This is a genomic window from Paenibacillus sp. YAF4_2 (assembly GCF_052113225.1).
GTDB lineage: Bacteria > Bacillota > Bacilli > Paenibacillales > Paenibacillaceae > Pristimantibacillus.
Map to the genome: position 1 here is coordinate 61746 of NZ_JBFRCT010000013.1, position 18753 is coordinate 80498.

Sequence of the window (18753 nt, forward strand, 5' to 3'; positions counted from 1 at the left end):
TAAAAATGTAATTTTGTATGATACAGGCAATGCCTGGACACACCGACGGAATTAGCTTTTTACAGCACCTAATGTCATTCCCTTAACGAAATACCTTTGTAGAAAAGGATAAACAACAAGAATCGGAACCGTAACGATAATCGTAATGGCCATTTTCACGGATTCCGGAGAAACCTGCGACAAGCGCTGGGCCATATTGGCAGCATCTTGAGAATTGGTTGCACTGGTCGTCGTGCTTTGCAAAATTTTCATCAGCTCATATTGAAGGGTAGTTAACGATTCGTTGGAACCGTTAAATAGATAAGTATCGAACCAAGAATTCCATTGTCCTACTGCCAGGAAGAGCGCTACGGTTGCTAACGCCGGTTTGCAGAGCGGAAGAATAACCCGCCAATAGATGGTAAAGTCGTTGGCGCCGTCCAGCTTAGCCGATTCTTGGAGAGCAAAAGGCAGCCCGTCAATGAAAGACCTTATTACAAAGACATTAAACGCACTTACGAGACCCGGCAAAATGTAGACAGCAAACGTATTAATCAAATGCAGATCCTTCATCAGGATAAAACCAGGTATCAGGCCCCCGGAAACATACATCGTAATAGCAAGAAAGGCGGAAATGAATCTCCTTGCTTTAAAATCATTTCGCGACAGCGTAAAAGCAAGCATTGAACCGCTGATCAAGCCTGCCACGGTTCCAATAACAGTCCGCAGAACGGAGATTTTGAATCCTGTGATTAAACCTCCAAAGGTGAATATCAAATCATAATTACGCAGCGTGAATTCCCGCGGCCAAATTGTGATTCCCCCTCTGATGGTATCCACCGAATCGTTAAAGGAGATAGCCAGCACGTTTAAAAAGGGATAGATAGTTAGAACGGTTACTCCAAACATGAAAACATAAACAAAAACTTCTAAAACTAAGTCCTGCGCAGATTTTGCCTTAAGCTTTGTAAATTTGCCTGCCGGTTCATTTCCTTTGACAGCTTCCATGCCATCCTTCCTCCTTACATAATGCTCTCGTTGGTAAAACGCTTAAATATTCCGTTAGCAACAAACAACAGGATCAGGCTGATCACGGAATTGAAGATATTAATCGCTGTTCCGAAGGAATAGCGTCCCATCCCCAGGCCATAATTAAGCGCATACAAATCAAGCACTTCAGAGTAATCGATGACCAGATGATTCCCGAGCAGAAATTGTTTCTCGAATCCAGTGCCGAGCAGGTGACCAATGGACATGATTAATAGGACGATAATGGTCGGCCGGATACCCGGCAGCGTAATATGCCACATTTGCTGAATCCGGCTTGCGCCGTCCACTCGTGCCGCCTCATACAACTCAGGACCAATCCCAGCGATGGCAGCAAGATAAATAATGGCGCTCCATCCTGTTTCCTTCCATATATCCGCACTCGTTACAATTCCCCAGAATAAATTCCCTTTTGCCATAAACTGAATCGGCTCATCAATAATGTGCAAGCCCATGAGCAGATCGTTCACAACACCGCCGTCTGTCGAAAGCATTTTCGTGACAATGCCCGCAGCCACTACCCAGGAAACAAAATGCGGCAGATAGGAGACGGTTTGAACGAATCGCTTCATAAACTGAACACGGACCTCATTGAGCAGCAGAGCAAAAACGACCGGCACCATAAATCCGGCAATCATGCCCATCAGGCTCATAGCCAGCGTGTTCCTTAGCACTTGGTAGAAATGCTCGTCCCCGAACAAGATGCGGAAATGCTCCAGGCCTACCCATTTCTGTTCAAAAAAATGGACTCCCGGCCGATATTTCTGGAAGGCCATTGTCCATCCCCATAGAGGCAGATACTGAAAGACAAAGACCCAGAGCACGAATGGAATAGACATGTAGTATAGATACTGTTGATTTTTAAAGACCTTCCAAGCCATCTTCGGCGACTTTTTGTATGCGTTTTCGGCATTAAGCGTTTGTGTTTTCATCGCTTCTCCCCTCTCTGTACTCCATCTTAAATCAGAGTGGGGAGATAGCCCATACAACGGATTTCGGAGAAAATCATCCACAAATTATAGATTCTTATAATCTGACGGGGAGCGGCCTTCATATTTTTTAAATTTGCTGTGAAAGTAGTTGACATTCGCATAGCCAATGCGTTCAGCCACTTCGTAGACCTTCACGCCCTGGCTTAGAAACTCTTTCGCTTTTTGAATGCGGACCTTGTCCAGATAAGTGTTAAAATACTCCCCGGTCTTGTTCTTGAACAGCTGTCCCAAATAGGCGGAACTGTAGTTCAACAGACCGGCTAATGTATCCAGCTTCAGATTGTCTGCATAATGCCTATTAATAAAGTCGATCATTTTCTTAAATTCCTGTTCCTTGCCCCCGGGTTCCGTATCTTTCGCAAACGCAATTAGGAAACGGTTAATATCCTCCACAAGATCATGCAGATGCTCATGATGGAATATCCCGTTCAAGAAACGGGATACTGCCTCCGTCTCTTTCCATTCCATACGGGATCCGGCAGTCAGCTTATGGACGACCGCATTGGACAGAAAAAAGAACGATTCCTTGATCGGTTTCTCCTCTTGCCCCTGATTGAGAAAATAACCTGCGGCTTCTTTCAACAAGGGAAGAATCATGGCCTGATTGCCTATATCCAAACTGTAATAAATTTTGAAAATGAATTCCTCCAAAAGCTCTGCGTTATCTTCGCTCATCCGCAATGATCCCGTTGAGGGGAGGAGAGCATGAGAATTCGGTCCAAGAAGCCGGTCCTTCTCGCTGAAAAAGGCCTGCTTCACCGCTTCCTGGGCTTTCAAATAGGAGCTGCAAATATCTTCGGGTACGGACACTCCCCCTCCCGATGCAGCAACGAACCGAAGACCGCCCGATGCCTTCCTAATCTCGTTATACCATTCCTCGCGCCGTTGTTTCCCGCGGATAGGCTCATTAAGAAGAAGGACCGTATAAGGAGGAAGGATCGTTACAACCCCTTTATACCGCCCTTCAATCATCGGTTTAAGCCCAGCTGAAAGCTGATTTAGCGCAGTAAATTGCTCTGCATCGGAAATACGCGGGGAGATGACGACGACTTCATATCCACTCCACAACAGACCCGCATCCTTTGTCTTGTTTCTATGCTTTTCAGGGTCTTCGATTTTTTCATGAGAGAGCAGCAAGCTATGCAGGTGCAAGTCTTTGTTCAAGCTGCCTTTCTGGCTTTGCTCCGCATGAAGGCGCTCCTTTTCAATCTGCTCGCGCACCCGCTGTAAACTTGCCGACATTTCGCGGATGTCCACCGGTTTAACCAGATACCCGGCAACACCGTATTTGATAGCCTGTTTGGCATATTCGAAATCGGCATATCCACTGAGAATAATAAAATGCAGATGGCGGCCGGCGGCTGTCAGGTGCTGAATCATTTGCAGCCCATCCATAATGGGCATGCGGATATCGACAATGACGACATCGGGAGTTACCTCCTCAATAACGCTCAAAGCCTCCTTGCCATTAGTTGCGGTAGCTGTAACCGTAAAGCCGAGGCTTTCCCACGGGATCAATGTTTGAAGGCCGTGCCTGAGCTTCGGTTCATCGTCTACGATAACGACCTTTATCATTTAGGTTCACCTCCGGGAATAAAAAACGTGATACAAGCGCCGTTTCCGGGCTTGCTCTCAATAATTAAAGCACTTGAAGGACCATACAACAGGACAAGCCGATCGTTTACGTTACGCAGTCCGATTCGCTGTCCCTCCTGGTTATGTGCGGATGCAGCCAGTTCCTCCCGTACTTTGACCAGCCGGTCAGCTGTGAAGCCCGCTCCATTGTCACTTGCCTTGACTTGTACTCCCCCTGGAACTTTCTTTACTTCCAAGTCAATGACAGCTCCTTCAGCATGGTTATCCAGACCATGAACAATAGCATTTTCGATCAAAGGCTGGATAATCAACGGCGGGACAGGCATTTCCTCCAGTTCCGGATCAACGATCAAGCGGTAATTCAAACGATCCTCATACCGAAACTTCTGAATATCCAGATAACAACGCACCCGCTCAAGTTCTTCTCGCAGCGAAATCTTACGGTTATCAGCCTCGAGACTGCTGCGCAGCAGCTTGCTCAGCATCCATACGGCCTCAGCAATATCATCCTGCTTGCGAATATGGGCTTCCATCCGGATCGACTCCAGAGAATTGAACAGAAAATGCGGATTAATCTGGCTCGCAAGCATCTTGAACCTGATCTCGTTTTGTCTTTGCTCAATCAGGTTTTTTTGATCGTTTGTTTCTTTGACCTCCTGAATCAAATGCTTGACGTTTCTGACGAGCGCATTAAATTGCTTGGACAGCAGCCCCACTTCATCTTTTCCGTCAATATGAATAAACGTCTCCAAAGAACCCGATCCCACTTTCGATATATGCTTGCTTAACCGTAAAAGCCTTCTGGACAATAGCGAAGCGGAAGCATAAATAAGCAAGACTGCAAAGATCAGGCAGGCCGTAATCACGACTACACCTAAGCGAATGACCTGATTGGCATCACGGGTAATTTCGGAGATAGAAAAAATGGAAATGATACGAAGTCCATTCCAACTGTTTTCCGGATTCAAATTTGCGATTACCACTTTGGACGCTTTACCGTTAACCAATGTGTTGTAACTACCTTCCTGATTGGAAAGTATAGTTTCGTCGGCATGGATATCAGAGAGATTCTTCCCAAACAAGCCAGCTTCATTAGACGCGACGATCCGATTCCGGTTGTCCACGATCAGGGTTGGGAAAGACTCTTGATCCAGGATTGAACTTAACTGCTGCTTGTCTACATTAATGACCAGAACCCCTTTTGGCTCCAGCGTGTCCAATGAAAAGGCGCGAATCAGACTGAGATACTCAGCACCTTTGCGTTCATCTGTGATTAAATTCCATCCGGCAAGTCCTTTCTCCGCAAGAGCCTCCTTGTACCAAAATTGATTGATTATCGTCTCATCCGGTTGAATAAATTCCCAGTTGTTAAGCGCTCCTGGATTCGCAACATAAACACGGATGCCGGATATTTCTTTGTACAGCTGAAGATAATCGCGAATATCCGTATATTCCCGATAGGTCTTAATGACTTCGACGTAATTGTCATACTTTTGGCTGGCCACCTTTTTCATCCGGTTATCATTGGTTAGCCGATATGAAATGTCCAGCGGCACTTTAATCAGCTCTTCCGTACGCTTCTGTACGCGCTCAACATTGGCGGATACTTGCATAAAGGTGTCTTTAATGACGATTTCCCTAAGCTTCCCTGTCAGAAAAAAACCGCATAACAATAATGGAAGAACGGCTACCGAAATAAACGTAATGGCCAACTTCTTCTTCATTTTCATGTCATTCATTATTCGGATAAAAAACATGTTGCACCCTCCCAAGCCGTTTCATTTATCCGTTGCGCGCAAAATGCCCCTTTTCATAAAAAAAGGGGCATCAATCCATTACATAGTTCTCTAGAACATAAATGGAGTCAGGCCTTACCCTGTCTTAACTGCTTTAAGCCTGAACCATCCGCTTTCATAGTCTTTCTGCTGATAAGCTAGATGCAGTCCCAACTGCATAAGCCTGTCTCCCCCATAGCTGGATTTTTCTCCACGGTCACCTGACCAAACTTCGTATTCAAGTTCCGGATTAAGCCCATCAAGCCGCAAGGTTCTTCGCGTTGCGTTCGGCACGGCCATCACTTGGAAAAAGTACACAACGGCTTCCTCTTTGTCTTCGGATACAAACATCCAAGCTGATTCGTTTCCTTCAAACGGACTTTTCAGGCGATACAAGTCGCCCTTCTGAACTAATCCACGAATCTGCTTGTAGGCTGTAACTTGGCCTTTGACCATCTCTTTTTCTTCCTCGCTGAATTTGGTTAGATCCAGCTCATAGCCGAAGTTTCCGGACATGGCGACGTTCCCCCGAAAATCAAGTGGCGTTATCCGTCCGACTTGATGGTTCGGAACGGCTGAAACATGCGCTCCAATTGCGCTTACAGGGTAAACAAGGCTGGTACCGTATTGTATTTTTAACCGTTCTACAGCATCCGTATTATCGCTTGTCCAGGTTTGAGGCATGTAGTAGAGCATTCCGGGATCGAAGCGGCCTCCTCCGCTTGAGCAGCTCTCAAACAGAATATTCGGATATGCCGTGGTAATGCGTTCCAACAGCTCGTACAATCCCAGAACATAGCGATGGGCCGTCTCCGATTGACGTTCAGGCGGCAGCACTGCGGAACCGATTTCCGTCAGGGCGCGGTTCATGTCCCATTTCACATAAGAGACAGGCACGCTGGAGAAGATCGCTGAAAGAGAGTCGTAAATGTAATCTCGAACTTCCTTTCGAGTATAATCCAGCACGAGCTGCCACCTTGCTTCGCTGCGCCTGCGCCCAGGAACATGTAGACACCAGTCCGGATGCTTCCGGTAAAGCTCGCTGTCCGGCGAGATCATTTCGGGCTCGAACCAAAGGCCAAATTGAAGACCCAGCTTGTTAACGCGTTCTGCCACATCCGCAAGTCCATCCGGCAGCTTCCGGCGGTCCTCATACCAATCTCCAAGAGACGAATTGTCGGAATCCCGTTTCCCGAACCAACCGTCATCCAAAACGAACAGCTCTATGCCGAGCTTTGTTCCCTCATCAGCTATTGCTACCAGCTTGTCGGCATTAAAATCAAAATAAGTAGCCTCCCAGTTGTTGACTAGAACCGGCCGTTCTTCATCCCGGTATTTCCCTCGGCAAAGCCGAGTCCTATACAAGCGATGATATGTTCGCGACATCTCGCCCAATCCTTGCTTGGAGTAAACCATAACGACTTCCGGTGTTTGGAAACTCTCGCTTGGATGAAGCAGCCATGCAAAATCAAAGGAATTTACTCCCATGCTCATTCGCGTAGAACCGAATGAATCCACTTCCGCTACCGCTTCAAACCCGCCGCTGTATACCAGGCTGAAGCCGTAAGCTTCACCATGGTACTCTGTCGTCTCCGGAGTGACCAACGCGGCAAAGGGGTTGAACTGATGGCTGCTCATGCCTCTCTTGCTATCGATTCGGGTCTCACCTTGAGAAAGAGACCTGCGGGTAATATTGCCTTCCCTGGCCCAAGCTCCGGAAAGATAGATGATGTCCAAGTCTGCTTTTCCACCGAAGTCTACACTTGCACTTAGAGCACGGCGAAGCCGAAGCTTCTCTCCCCCTCCATTGCTTAAACGTGCAGAACGAACGATGACATTCCGATCGGCGAAGATCGTATAGATAAGAACAACTTGAAGACCTGAATAGAAATCCCTTAGCTCCAGCTCCAACGTTTCGGCTTCGGCTTCATTCTCTACATAAACGGCTGGAAGTCCCGTTAAGGAAGGCTTTCCCGTAATGAGCTTGTACCCTTCGTACTTTAACTCCGTAATTCGGGTCCCATCCTCAAGCTCAACTTGATAAGCCGGGTTGCGAAAGTCGCCGCTGCCATACTGCGGGTATTCTTGAAGCAAGCGATCCAATCCGGCCTTCTCGGGAGTGTGAATGAATAAATCCGCCATGGATTCACGATGCTTCAATTTGTCCCCCCAATAGACATGTAGAGGATAACCGTCCACAATTTGAATCAGATAACTCATGCTGGCCGACTGCAGGTGAAACAATCCCGTATTTTCTTGAACAATGATGCCCATAAAAGCTTCTCCTCTCACACTATCCATTGAGAACCTATTCTCAAAATAAAATATGGTTTTAAGCTTGGTATTGTTTGATTGATACCCTGACAACTATACAGGAATAATATATCAATACGTCATCATTAGTACATAGCATGATGCTCAATAATTATGTTATAATGCTAGATATTTTATATTAAGGGGGTTTAACCGTGATTGAGTATTTACCACGAAGCAAGCAGCATACTGAACTGTATTTAACTCAATTTGGCAGCGAGGAATGTATACCGAGTCATTTTTTTGGGCCGGCTATAAGAAGTCACTTTCTGCTCCATTATATTTTGGACGGAGAAGGGTTCTTCGAAGTCGACGGAAACAGACACCGGCTTCAGAAAGGTCAGGGCTTCCTAATCTATCCCGAGGTCGTTACTTATTATCAAGCCGATTCCATGAACCCTTGGTCCTACTGCTGGTTTGGTTTTGAAGGGACACTGGCGGAGTTGCTCCTCAAGCAAGCAGGATTAACAAGGGAAAGCCCGATCCTCAACTATGATAAAGACGATAAAATCTATGCATATTTGAAGTTAATGGCCGAGTCCAATGCAAATCATAAAGCGAGAGAAACCAGAATGACCGGGTTGCTTTACTTGTTATTGTCGTTGCTTGCGGAATACGGCCCGGTAACGCCAACGGAGCAAAAGGAAAGCCGCGCGGAGGTTTACGTTGAAAGGGTGAAGGAATTCGTCGAAACCAACTTTGCTCAGAAAATAACCATTGAGGACATTGCCCGCATAGTCGGACTTAATCGAAGCTATCTTTGTTCGTTATTCAAGCAGCAAATGAATACTAGCATCCAGGAATACTTAATTCGTATTAGGATCCATAAAGCATGCGAAATGATGGAGAACGTTGAGCTGTCGATAGGCGATATTTCCCGCTCCGTCGGCTACAATGATCCTTTGCTCTTCTCCAAAATGTTTAAGAAAATAAAAGGAACCTCTCCTAAGCATTACCGGACGGAAAACCAAGGATAATCCATCCGTTTGCCTTTACGAAGGTTCTGTGAGCGTCTTGGTCATAATAAAATCTATTTGTTCTTCATCCCCCATATGAAAGGAGTGAGCTCCCGTTTGAACAAACCCCATTTTTTCATAAAAATCAATGGCATTCTCATTCTTTTCCCAAACGCCCAGCCAGATCATCTTTATCTTTTGTTTAATGGCTATCTCCATTGCTTTGTTAAAGAGATGTTTGCCAAGCCCTTTTCTCTGATACTTGCTGCGTATATAAATTCTCTCTATTTCGAGTGACTCATTTTCAGATTGGGCATCATTCCTATTTACTTTTAAATAGCCTGCAATTTCTTCATTGAAGAGGATGAAATAGAATTCAGAAGAGGTATTAGATAACTCCTTCTCCAGCTGATTAGCGTTAAAGGCTCTTTCCAAATAGGCTTGCATATTCTCGGGCGAATTTTGATCTTTAAAGGTATCGTTAAATGTTTCAACACTGATCTCTTGGAGTAGCTGCAGATTTTCACGTGTACATTCTTTTATTGTTACAGTCATTTGTATATCGGCTCCTTATCTAAAATCAATAGTCCCTCTTGTTTCCCTTCTTAACAAATTCCCAGTCGATTTCTATGTTTTTCCTTACTCTTTGAAGAAGATCAAAAATGGTTTCTGCTTCGCCTTCTGAGAACCCCGCTAGTGCAACGCTGTTAGAGTGGTCATTTTCTCTTAAAATAAAAGGAAACACCGTCTCCCCTTTCTCTGTTGGGAAGAGTTTTTTTATTTTTTTGTTAGATTCATCATCTTTCTTTTCAATAAAGCCATTAAGCTCAAGCTTTTGAATAGCGCGAGCTGCGGTTGTACGGTCTACCTTAATCATTTCGGCCAGCTTCTCTTGAATGATTCCCGGGTTTTCACATATACGGACAAGGTAGATGTATTGCCCCTTTGTAAGGTCATGTTCTTTAAATTCTATATTGCTTATTGAATCTAACGCCCTGGCTATCATTCCAATTTCCCGCAGGATTTCCTTCATATTCGCAACTCCAATTTTCTTCAGTATCTGTTCTAACTGGTTCTTTGATATTAGTTTATTTTTGTTGCATTTGCAACAAAAATAATAAACGAAAGCTACCTTCCTTACAAAGCTAATATGGAGGGGGTGCTTGCATGACAGATTTCTCAAGTGTACAAAGTAAAGTTGTCATTGTTACGGGTGCTGCAGGCGGTCTCGGAAAAGCGATACATGTGCGAAGTAGCCATAAGCATGTTCAAAGAGCTTGGCTTCGAGCAAGTCAGCATCAACATGATTTGCAATCAGCTTAAGGTAACTCGCGCTCAAATTCCCCTTTACAGTAACGGGTTGGCTAATGACGAAGTTCCCTCCCATTGTTTCTTAGTTTCAATTTTTGTCCAAATAAAACCTATAACCCTTAATAAGGTGATTTTTTTGTCGCTAGTACAGTTTCATGGGATTTTCTTGTCATCGTACTACTAACTTGAAAAGCATAAAAGGAGAGAGGTTTATGTCTAGTCATCCATCTACAAAACGTATTGAAGGAAAAGTCGCATTCATTACAGGTGCGGGTTCTGGAATCGGACGGGCTGCCGCAATTCGGTTTGCCCAGGAGGGAGCCCATCTTGTGCTGATCGACAGAGATCAACAAACGCTCAATGTCATCGGTCAAGAGGCCAAGTCCTTTGGTGCTAAGCACATAACTGTTGAAGCGGACATATCCGACGAACAATCGATAGCTGATGCCTACCGCAAGACAATCTCCGAGTTTGGCCAGCTTGATATCGTTTTTGCCAATGCAGGCATTAACGGCACCCTATCTCCCATCGAGTATATGGGCAAGGAAGAATGGGAAGCGACGATTGGCGTGAACTTGACAGGCACGTTCCTGACAGTGAAGCATGCTATTCCGTTCATGAAAGAAAAAGGCGGCAGCATTATCATTACCAGCTCGATCAATGGTAATCGCGTTTTCTCCAATATTGGGTTTAGCGCCTACAGCAGCTCCAAGGCTGGCGAGACTGCCTTTTCCCGCATGGCTGCACTGGAGCTGGCGGAATACGGTATTCGCGTGAATGCCATATGCCCAGGCGCCATCTCCACTAATATCGACAAGTCCAGCAAGCCCCAGCCAGAGCTGGAGGAGGTGCTCATACCTGTCGAGTTCCCGGAAGGAGACCATCCGCTTGAGAACGGACCGGGAAAACCCGAGCAGGTCGCCAGCCTTGTACTGTTTCTTGCATCAGACGAAGCCAGCCATATTACAGGAACCTCGGTTTATGTTGATGGAGCGGAGTCGCTGCTTCGCGGCTAGAAGTACTTTTACAAACGCGTAGAGAGAGAAAAGGAGCTGAAGCCGTGTGCAATTAGAGAGCATCTATCATACCCCTAACCATAGATGGGCCTACGCCTATAATTCGGAAACCTTCCATCTGCGACTCAAAACCAAACGTGACGATGTTGAGCGGGTTTTCGCCATTGCAGGAGATAAATACGACTGGGATCATCATTGCCAGGAGATCGAAATGGAAAAGATCGCGGCAGACCGTCTGCATGACTATTGGGAAGCTGTTATACGGCCGGAATTCAAGCGCTTCAGCTACGGCTTTCGGCTGCAAAGCGGCAATGAGACGATATGGCTGACGGAAGACGGCTTCTCGTCAGAGCAGCCAGTGCCAGCGGGCGGTTATTTCGAAGCACCTTATATTCACGCCATCGACCTGTTTGAAGCGCCAGAGTGGGCAAAGGCAGCCATATTCTATCAGATCTTTCCTGACCGCTTCGAGAACGGAGATCGGTCGAACGATCCTGAAGGCACGTCGCCTTGGGGAGAACAGCCAGAGGGTGAGTCCTTTTTCGGAGGCGATCTTCAGGGGATTATTAATCGAATTGATCACTTGAATGAGCTTGGCATAAACGCCGTCTATTTGACTCCAATCTTCCGCTCTCCCTCCAACCATAAATATGACACCATTGAATACCGCGAGGTCGATCCACAGTTTGGAGACAAGGAGCTGCTGAAGAAGCTGGTCCAAACCTGTCATGACAACGGCATTCGTGTTATCCTTGACGCTGTCTTCAACCATTCGAGCGAGCAGTTCCCGCCGTTTCAAGACGTGCTGAAGAATGGTGAGCAATCGGAATATAAGGACTGGTTCCATTTAAACGGCTTTCCGGTCGAGGTGCAGGAAGGCGTGGCCAACTATGACACCTTTGGCTTTTATGGCAATATGCCAAAGCTGAATACAGCTAACCCGGATGTAAAACGATATCTAATCGACACTGCGATAGACTGGATGAAAGAAACCGGTATCGATGGCTGGAGGCTTGATGTAGCTAACGAAGTCGACCATCACTTCTGGCGTGATTACCGTAAAGCGGTCAAAGAATTTAATAAGGATGCTTTTATCGTAGGGGAAGTATGGAGCGATTCACTTCCCTGGCTGCTAGGCGACCAATTCGATTCGGTCATGAATTATCCGTTTACGCAGATTGTACTCAGCTTTTTCGCCGATAGGACTAGCTCGCCAGCCCGCTTCGCAGAGGAAATGAACCGTCTGCTGATGCGCTATCCACAGCAGACGAACGAAACATTGTTTAACCTCATGTCGAGCCACGATATTCCACGTGTCATGACCCGGTGCAATGGAGATACTGGGAGGCTGAAGCAGGCGGTTGTCTACATGATGACGTCGATGGGCTTGCCCTGTGTTTATTATGGCGATGAATTTGGTATGGAAGGTGGAGAGGATCCAGACTGCCGCAAATGTATGGTCTGGAACGAGGAAGACCAGAACAGGGAGCTCTTTGATTTCTATAAGCTGCTTATCGCACTCAGGAAGGAACGCGCTGCCCTCCGCAGCGGCCGGTATCGCGTATTGTCAGCAGAAGAAGACGGCGGCTCGCTTATTTATGAACGGCTGGACGGCAAGGAGCATTTTACCATATGGATGAATCGATCGGATGAGTCTGCCGAGTTGTCTCACCCGATGAACGAGGGCGGCTGGCGCGATGCGCTGAGTGATGAACAAGTAGACATCCAGGATGGCAAGCTCGTTATTCAGCTTGAGCCGAACGGCTACCGGATTCTATGGCGCAAGATCGAATAGTGCAGAAACAGTAAAAGGCGGTGCCGGATTTGTCCGGTACCGCCTTAGTCATTACTTCAGCTCTTCATACAATCCCATGTACTGCTGCGCTGATCGGCTCCAGCTGTAATCGCCTTGCAAAGCACTTGCCACAAGCTTATGACGGACTTCCTGGTTCCTCCATAAGGATAAAGCCCTTCGAACTGTATACAGCATGTCCCAGCTATTGTAAGGTGCAAAGGAGAAGCCGTTGCCCTCCCCTGTCCATTCATTGTAGCTATGTACAGTATCCCGCAGACCTCCCGTCTCCCGGACAATGGGCAGGCAGCCATAGCGCAGCGCCAGCAATTGACTGATACCGCAAGGCTCGAATTGTGATGGCATAAGAAACAGGTCTGAGCCAGCATAAATCCGCCGAGCCAAGCCATCATTAAAGCCTATATAAGAAACGACCCTTCCTTTATAACGGCGCTCCGCCTCGCGGAACAGATGCTCGAGATGTGGATCACCTGTTCCAAGCAGCGCCAGTTGAACATTCTCGGTATACATCAGTTCGTCCAGCCGCTCCAGCACAAGGGGAAGCCCTTTTTGCCCAGTCAGCCGRCCAACCATCCCGATCAGCGGAACCTCTACGTCTTCACGTAGACCCAGCTCCCACTGCAGTGTTGTTTTACAGACGACTTTTGTTTCGAAAGCAGCGGCTGAGTATCGAGCGGGCAGCTGTGAATCAGCTGCTGGATCATATAAGACATCATCAATACCATTAACGATACCAATCAAGCTGCTGCCCCGGCTGCGAAGTGTACTTTCCATTCCACAGCCGTATTCTGGCGTCCTTATCTCCGCCGCGTAAGACGGGCTGACCGTCGTGACGCGATCAGACAGCTGAATACCGGCCTTCATAAAACTGACCGATCCGTGAAGCTCAACATGATCATAGGTCATATAATGAGGTGGCAATCCAAACCAATCACCTAATACATGAGGAGAATAATTACCTTGATACTGCAAATTATGAATGGTAAACACCGTTTTAATGCCCGCGTATTCCTGCCGCCAGCTGTAATAATGGCGCAGCAGCGCTGGAATCATACCGGTATGCCAATCATGTCCATGAATGATATCCGGCCAAAATCTGATTGCCGAGAGGGACTCCAGCGCAGCCCGGCACAAAAAGGCGAAACGCTCCCCGTCATCACCATGCCCGTAGGCAGAGCCCCTTTTGAAATACTGCTCATTGTCCAAAAAATAATAAGTAACTCCGTCATACTCGAGCTCCTTAATTCCGCAATAGGCGTTACGCCAGCCGACCGGAACACGGATACTCGCAATCTCCTTCATGCCGGAACGGTAACGATCCGGTATAGAATCGTACAGCGGCAGCATAACCCGTGCCTCAATCCCCAGCGGCTTAAGCGAGGCAGGTAAGGCGCCCATTACATCGCCTAACCCCCCTGTCTTCAGAAACGGGACACATTCTGCCCCTACGAACAATACCTTCATCGCAATTCCCTCCTGTTCATGCCTTTGCGTTTGCGATCCTCTCTCGACGGTTTCGATGTTTGCCGGGAAGCACCAGGCCAACCTCCTCGCGTAAGGCTTGTGGTTCCCGTTCCTTATGGACAGCAGCTCGTGCTTCCTTCTCCCGCTTCAGAATAACGATGGACAAGGGGGGCAGCGGAAGCACTATGCTATTTTTTCGACCATGCCAGACGACTGGCTCCGATCGCAGAACCGTCCCTTCCGTTGCAGATGACCCCATATAATCAAAGCCACCGTAGGCGGTACTGTCACTGTTCAGCAATATTTTGTATCCACCTTGGCTTGGAACACCAATCCTGTAGTGGGCATGGGCATGCGTATGAAAGTTGCAGATGGCAATTAGCGATTCGCCTTTCGCCTTGCCTTTTCTCCTGTACACGATAACGCTTTGCCCTTCATCCTGGAGGTCAATCCACTCAAAGCCCCCCGAATGAGAATCCAACTGCCATAATGAACGCTGCTCCAAATACAAGTGGTTCATGGTGCGCACAAAGCGGTGCAGCTTCCGATGCTGCTCATATTCAAGCAGCAGCCAGTCCAGTTCTGCCTCGTCACGCCATTCAATAAACTGACCAAATTCGCCGCCCATAAACAGCAGCTTTTTGCCCGGATGTGTCATCATGTAGCCCAGCAGCAACCGAAGTCCCGCAAACTTCTCCTCGTAGCTCCCAGGCATTTTATCAAGTAATGACTTTTTACCATGTACAACCTCATCATGGGATAGCGGCAGAGTAAACCGTTCATCGAAGGCATACCAGATTGGAAACGTCAGCAGGCTATGTCCGGCGCTTCTCTCCTCCGGCAATTGGGAAATATATTTGAGCGTATCATTCATCCAGCCCATGTTCCATTTGTGGGTAAAGCCTAGCCCACCTTGTTCAACTGGAGCGGTAACGCCGGGAAAAGCATGAGATTCCTCCGCCATCATAAGCGCGTGTGGAAAACGTGTCAGCACCGCTGTATTTAACTGTCTCAAAAAGTCCACTGCCTCCAGATTCTCTCTCCCGCCGTGCCGATTAGGCCGCCACTTGCCGCTTGGTCTGTCGAAGTCCCGGAACAGCATGCTTGATACTGCATCCACCCTTATTCCGTCGATATGGTACATTTCCATCCAGAACAAGGCATTGGAAATAAGAAAACCACGTACCTCCGGCTTCTCATAGTCGAAGGAGAGGGTGCCCCACTGCTCCTTTTCCGCAATTAACGGATCAGCAGGCTCATAGAGCGGACTGCCGTCAAAGAGGCGAAGTCCATGCGCATCCTTGGCGAAATGACCGGGAACCCAGTCCAAAATAACGCCCAGCCCGTGGCTATGGCATCGATCTACAAAAGCCATCAGCTGATGCGGCTCGCCATATCGGCTTGTTGCAGCAAAGTACCCAGTCCCTTGATAACCCCAGGAACGATCATAAGGATGCTCCACAAGGGGCATCAGCTCGATATGGGTATAACCCATCTCAGCCACATAAGCGGGCAGCTCTTCTGCCAACTCCTCATACGTATACAGCCTTCCATCCTGATGTTGTCTCCAGGTACCAGCGTGAACCTCATAAATATTAAGAGGCCTGTCATGCGGCGGTTTAAGACTGCGAAGCCAGCCCTTATCCTGCCATTCATAACCTTCCAAAGAGCAGATTACCGAAGCAGTATGAGGCCGTACCTCCGCTGCAAAAGCATAGGGGTCAGCCTTCAGCTGTCTCTCCCCACCTTGCGTCTCTATATCGTATTTGTACAAATCGCCTTCGCAAAAGCCGGCCAGAAAGCCGCTCCATAGACCAGACAATTCGATCTTCTCCAGTTCATAGCCGGCTTTCCGAAACCCGTCCCAACTGTTGTGATCGGATGCAACGGCAATTCGGCGGGCATTAGGCGCCCATACTGTAAAACGAGTTCCTGTCCGTCCCACCTCTTCAGTCGGGTGAGCCCCTATCTTGCGATAGCTGTCCATCCATGTACCTTCATGAAAGTGATAAATATCCTCCGCGCTGAGCTTGGTGCTTCGTTTCAATGTCTCCAACCTCCTTAAAAGAATTACCACCTGTTCTTGGTGGTAATTCTTACTTCGTAAGCATTTGCTTAAGAATTGCCTCGTGCCTTTGGAGGCCATTCTTTACTTCGTAAGCATTCGCTTAAAGAATTACCACCTGTTCTTGGTGGCAATTCTTACTTCGTAAGCATTTGCTTAAGCCTCGTGCCTTTGATCCAAACACAACTAAGAGTGTTTATTACCCGCAGAAAATCATATTGAAACAGCTGTTTCAGAAGAGAAGCTTTACGTGTAAGCAGTTGTTACAAAGGCATCGGATGACGCCAACAAACCTATTTGAGAAAGTTTGGAGGAATATAAAATGACACAAATGGATTGCATGGCCATGCTGCTTGCAGGTGGCGAAGGTAAAAGACTAGCACCTTTCACTAGTGCATTAGCTAAACCCGTTGTACCGTTCGGTGATCGGTATCGTATGATTGACTTCCCGCTTAGCAACTGTATGAATTCGGGCATTCGCCGGATCGGTGTTTTGACACAGTATTGCGAGGACACGGTTCAAAGCTATATCGGGAACGGGAGTGCCTGGCTGAACGCTATACCGACCAAGCATCTTGGCGAAATTGCGTTACTGCCAGCCTCCGAAGCCTCGCCAGGAGGCGTCTATGCAGGGACTGCAGATGCGATTTTCCGCAATATTTCCTATATCGATAAGCAAAATCCGGAGCATGTTCTTATCTTGTCCGGTGATCATATTTACCAAATGGATTACCGCCCGATGCTGGAGACGCATATCAGCAGCGGCGCAACCGCGACTATTTCGGTTAAGCGAGTACCCTGGCGAGAAGCCAGCCGCTTCGGTATTTTGAATACAAATGAGGATTACGGTGTTGTTGATTTCGAGGAGAAGCCAGCTAATCCAAGCAGCAACCTGGCTTCTATGGGCATTTATATTTTCCGTACCGATAAGCTGAAGGAGGTGCTCATGAAAGACGCTGCCATTCAGGCTTCAAGCCATGATTTCGGCAAGGATATTATTCCACTGCTGTTGCAGGAACAGGAGCACCTGACCGCATATCCATACGATGGCTATTGGCGTGATGTTGGCACAGTAGACAGCTTGTGGGAAGCCCAAATGGAGCTGATTGACGGTACGCTCCAGCTGTCTGAGCCTGGTTGGCCGTTATATTCCAATTACGTGCGAAACTCAAATCATCCATTTAATCGAAACGGAGCAGCACAGCGTGACTGCATTGTGCATGGCAATTGCCGAATGGAAGGCAGTGCGCAACGATCGATCATAAGCACCGGCACGGATATCGGCAAGGGCAGCCTTGTGTGCGAGAGCATCATTATGCCGGGTGCTCGAATTGGACGCCAGGTTCGCATTCACAAAGCGATTATCGGCGAGAACGCCGTAATTGAGGACGGAGCTGTCATTGGCGCTCCTCAGGCAGAGCAAATATCCGTAGTTGGTCCCGGTGAACGTGTCACATCTGAACGCAAGTCAACGTCTGCAAGCCGCGATACACTGGCCGCGCTACTAGCAGGAGCTGGTCGCCGCGACCACGAGCTGTACAAAGGCAAGGTATTCGGGTATTAAGCTTAAGCTTCAAACAAAAAAACCTTGGATCTAATCCAAGGTTTTTTTGGTGTATCTCTGCTATACTATTGCCCCGCCCACTCGGCTTCGCGCTTTGCGGCAGCAGCAAGCTGTTTCCTATACACAGTGCCCGATAACAGCACACTTATTTCATACAAAATAATGAGCGGAATCGCAACCAAGCTATCGGATACAAAGTCCGGCGGCGTCACGACAACACCAATGAAAATCATAAGGAAGTAAGCAATTCTTCTCATTTTACGAAGCCGGGTAGGATTTAGAATTCGGATGGCCGTCAGAAACATGATGACGAGCGGCAGCTCGAACAGCAAGGATATCGGAATCAGGATATTAAACATAAACGAAAAATATTGTGTAATTCCGATCGTTTCTTCCAGATTCAAGTTTCCTGCTATTTTACGTGTAAAATGAAAGGCAAGCGGAAAAACAACAAAATACGAGAACGCTAACCCAATCAAAAACATAAGAAGAGCTAACGGTATGTATTTCAGTGTTGCCCGTTGTTCATTCGGTTTAAGTGCAGGCTTCACAAATGCCCACAACTGATAAGCTGTAACTGGAATCGTCAATAGAAGTGCAATCACAAATGCGAACTTCATATAAATGCCGATACCGTCCCACAAAGAGAAAGCATGAAGCTGCAAACCTCTCGCGGGCTCTTGCTCCATCAAGAAATTATAAGCTGGTTCAGCAATAACCAGTCCAATTATGAGGCCTACTACGATAACGATCAGCATGTAAAAAACACGCTTCCGCAGTTCGCCAAGATGCTCAAACAGCGGCATTAAACCTTCTTCCCGAATTCGAGCTCGATCGAACGGCTGACCGGAAGCTTCGTTTT

The 18753-nt window shown here is 47.4% G+C and carries 15 protein-coding genes; 5 read left to right on the forward strand and 10 right to left on the reverse strand.

Annotated elements, in window-relative coordinates; translation table 11 throughout:
- Positions 1 to 51: 51 nt before the first annotated feature.
- The 5 genes from AB4Y93_RS25455 to AB4Y93_RS25475 form a co-directional block, all read right to left on the reverse strand.
- Positions 52 to 987 (reverse strand): carbohydrate ABC transporter permease, encoded by a 936-nt coding sequence (locus tag AB4Y93_RS25455; RefSeq protein ID WP_441896200.1) that lies wholly within the window; start codon positions 985 to 987, stop codon positions 52 to 54.
- 14 nt (positions 988 to 1001) lie between these two features.
- Complete coding sequence (locus AB4Y93_RS25460) at positions 1002 to 1958, reverse strand: ABC transporter permease (protein WP_441896203.1); 957 nt, start codon at positions 1956 to 1958, stop codon at positions 1002 to 1004.
- An 84-nt stretch (positions 1959 to 2042) separates the two neighbouring features.
- Entirely contained in the window at positions 2043 to 3593 is a 1551-nt protein-coding gene (locus tag AB4Y93_RS25465) for a response regulator transcription factor (protein WP_441896205.1), read from the reverse strand.
- Positions 3590 to 5371 (reverse strand): cache domain-containing sensor histidine kinase, encoded by a 1782-nt coding sequence (locus AB4Y93_RS25470; RefSeq protein WP_441896207.1) that lies wholly within the window; start codon positions 5369 to 5371, stop codon positions 3590 to 3592. The genes AB4Y93_RS25465 and AB4Y93_RS25470 overlap by 4 nt, the downstream gene beginning before the upstream one ends.
- Before the next feature lie 114 nt (positions 5372 to 5485).
- A complete protein-coding gene (locus AB4Y93_RS25475; protein WP_441896209.1) occupies positions 5486 to 7663 on the reverse strand; it encodes an alpha-galactosidase in 2178 nt (725 codons plus the stop codon).
- Positions 7664 to 7857: 194 nt separating this feature from the next.
- On the opposite strand from AB4Y93_RS25475, the gene AB4Y93_RS25480 reads away from it, so the two are divergent.
- The gene (locus AB4Y93_RS25480; RefSeq protein ID WP_441896211.1) at positions 7858 to 8679 is read left to right on the forward strand and encodes an AraC family transcriptional regulator; all 822 of its coding nucleotides are present in this window, start codon (positions 7858 to 7860) and stop codon (positions 8677 to 8679) included.
- 15 nt (positions 8680 to 8694) lie between these two features.
- On the opposite strand, the gene AB4Y93_RS25485 is transcribed toward AB4Y93_RS25480, so the two are convergent.
- Both AB4Y93_RS25485 and AB4Y93_RS25490 read right to left on the reverse strand, forming a co-directional pair.
- The gene (locus AB4Y93_RS25485; protein ID WP_441896213.1) at positions 8695 to 9213 is read right to left on the reverse strand and encodes a GNAT family N-acetyltransferase; all 519 of its coding nucleotides are present in this window, start codon (positions 9211 to 9213) and stop codon (positions 8695 to 8697) included.
- Between the two features lie 25 nt (positions 9214 to 9238).
- The gene (locus AB4Y93_RS25490; RefSeq protein ID WP_441896214.1) at positions 9239 to 9691 is read right to left on the reverse strand and encodes a MarR family winged helix-turn-helix transcriptional regulator; all 453 of its coding nucleotides are present in this window, start codon (positions 9689 to 9691) and stop codon (positions 9239 to 9241) included.
- Between the two features lie 134 nt (positions 9692 to 9825).
- Here AB4Y93_RS25490 and AB4Y93_RS25495 point away from each other — a divergent pair, with 134 nt between their 5' ends.
- The 3 genes from AB4Y93_RS25495 to AB4Y93_RS25505 all read left to right on the forward strand — a co-directional run bounded on the left by AB4Y93_RS25495 (position 9826) and on the right by AB4Y93_RS25505 (position 12780).
- On the forward strand, positions 9826 to 9981 hold the full coding sequence (locus AB4Y93_RS25495) for a hypothetical protein (protein ID WP_441896216.1): 156 nt from the start codon (positions 9826 to 9828) through the stop codon (positions 9979 to 9981).
- A gap of 200 nt (positions 9982 to 10181) precedes the next feature.
- On the forward strand, positions 10182 to 10985 hold the full coding sequence (locus AB4Y93_RS25500) for an SDR family oxidoreductase (protein WP_441896218.1): 804 nt from the start codon (positions 10182 to 10184) through the stop codon (positions 10983 to 10985).
- A gap of 46 nt (positions 10986 to 11031) precedes the next feature.
- Positions 11032 to 12780 carry an alpha-glycosidase gene (locus tag AB4Y93_RS25505; protein ID WP_441896220.1) on the forward strand — a complete coding sequence of 583 codons (1749 nt, stop codon included), beginning with the start codon at positions 11032 to 11034 and terminating at the stop codon, positions 12778 to 12780.
- A gap of 51 nt (positions 12781 to 12831) precedes the next feature.
- Here the strand turns inward: AB4Y93_RS25505 and glgA are convergent, their stop codons facing one another.
- Positions 12832 to 14262: a glycogen synthase GlgA gene (glgA, locus tag AB4Y93_RS25510; protein ID WP_441896221.1), complete on the reverse strand. Its 1431-nt coding sequence runs from the start codon at positions 14260 to 14262 to the stop codon at positions 12832 to 12834.
- Positions 14263 to 14278: 16 nt separating this feature from the next.
- Positions 14279 to 16309 carry a 1,4-alpha-glucan branching protein GlgB gene (gene glgB, locus AB4Y93_RS25515; RefSeq protein WP_441896223.1) on the reverse strand — a complete coding sequence of 677 codons (2031 nt, stop codon included), beginning with the start codon at positions 16307 to 16309 and terminating at the stop codon, positions 14279 to 14281.
- 340 nt (positions 16310 to 16649) lie between these two features.
- On the opposite strand from glgB, the gene AB4Y93_RS25520 reads away from it, so the two are divergent.
- Complete coding sequence (locus AB4Y93_RS25520; protein ID WP_441896225.1) at positions 16650 to 17891, forward strand: sugar phosphate nucleotidyltransferase; 1242 nt, start codon at positions 16650 to 16652, stop codon at positions 17889 to 17891.
- A 65-nt stretch (positions 17892 to 17956) separates the two neighbouring features.
- Here the strand turns inward: AB4Y93_RS25520 and tatC are convergent, their stop codons facing one another.
- Entirely contained in the window at positions 17957 to 18697 is a 741-nt protein-coding gene (gene tatC, locus AB4Y93_RS25525) for a twin-arginine translocase subunit TatC (protein WP_441896320.1), read from the reverse strand.
- Positions 18698 to 18753 lie beyond the last annotated feature (56 nt).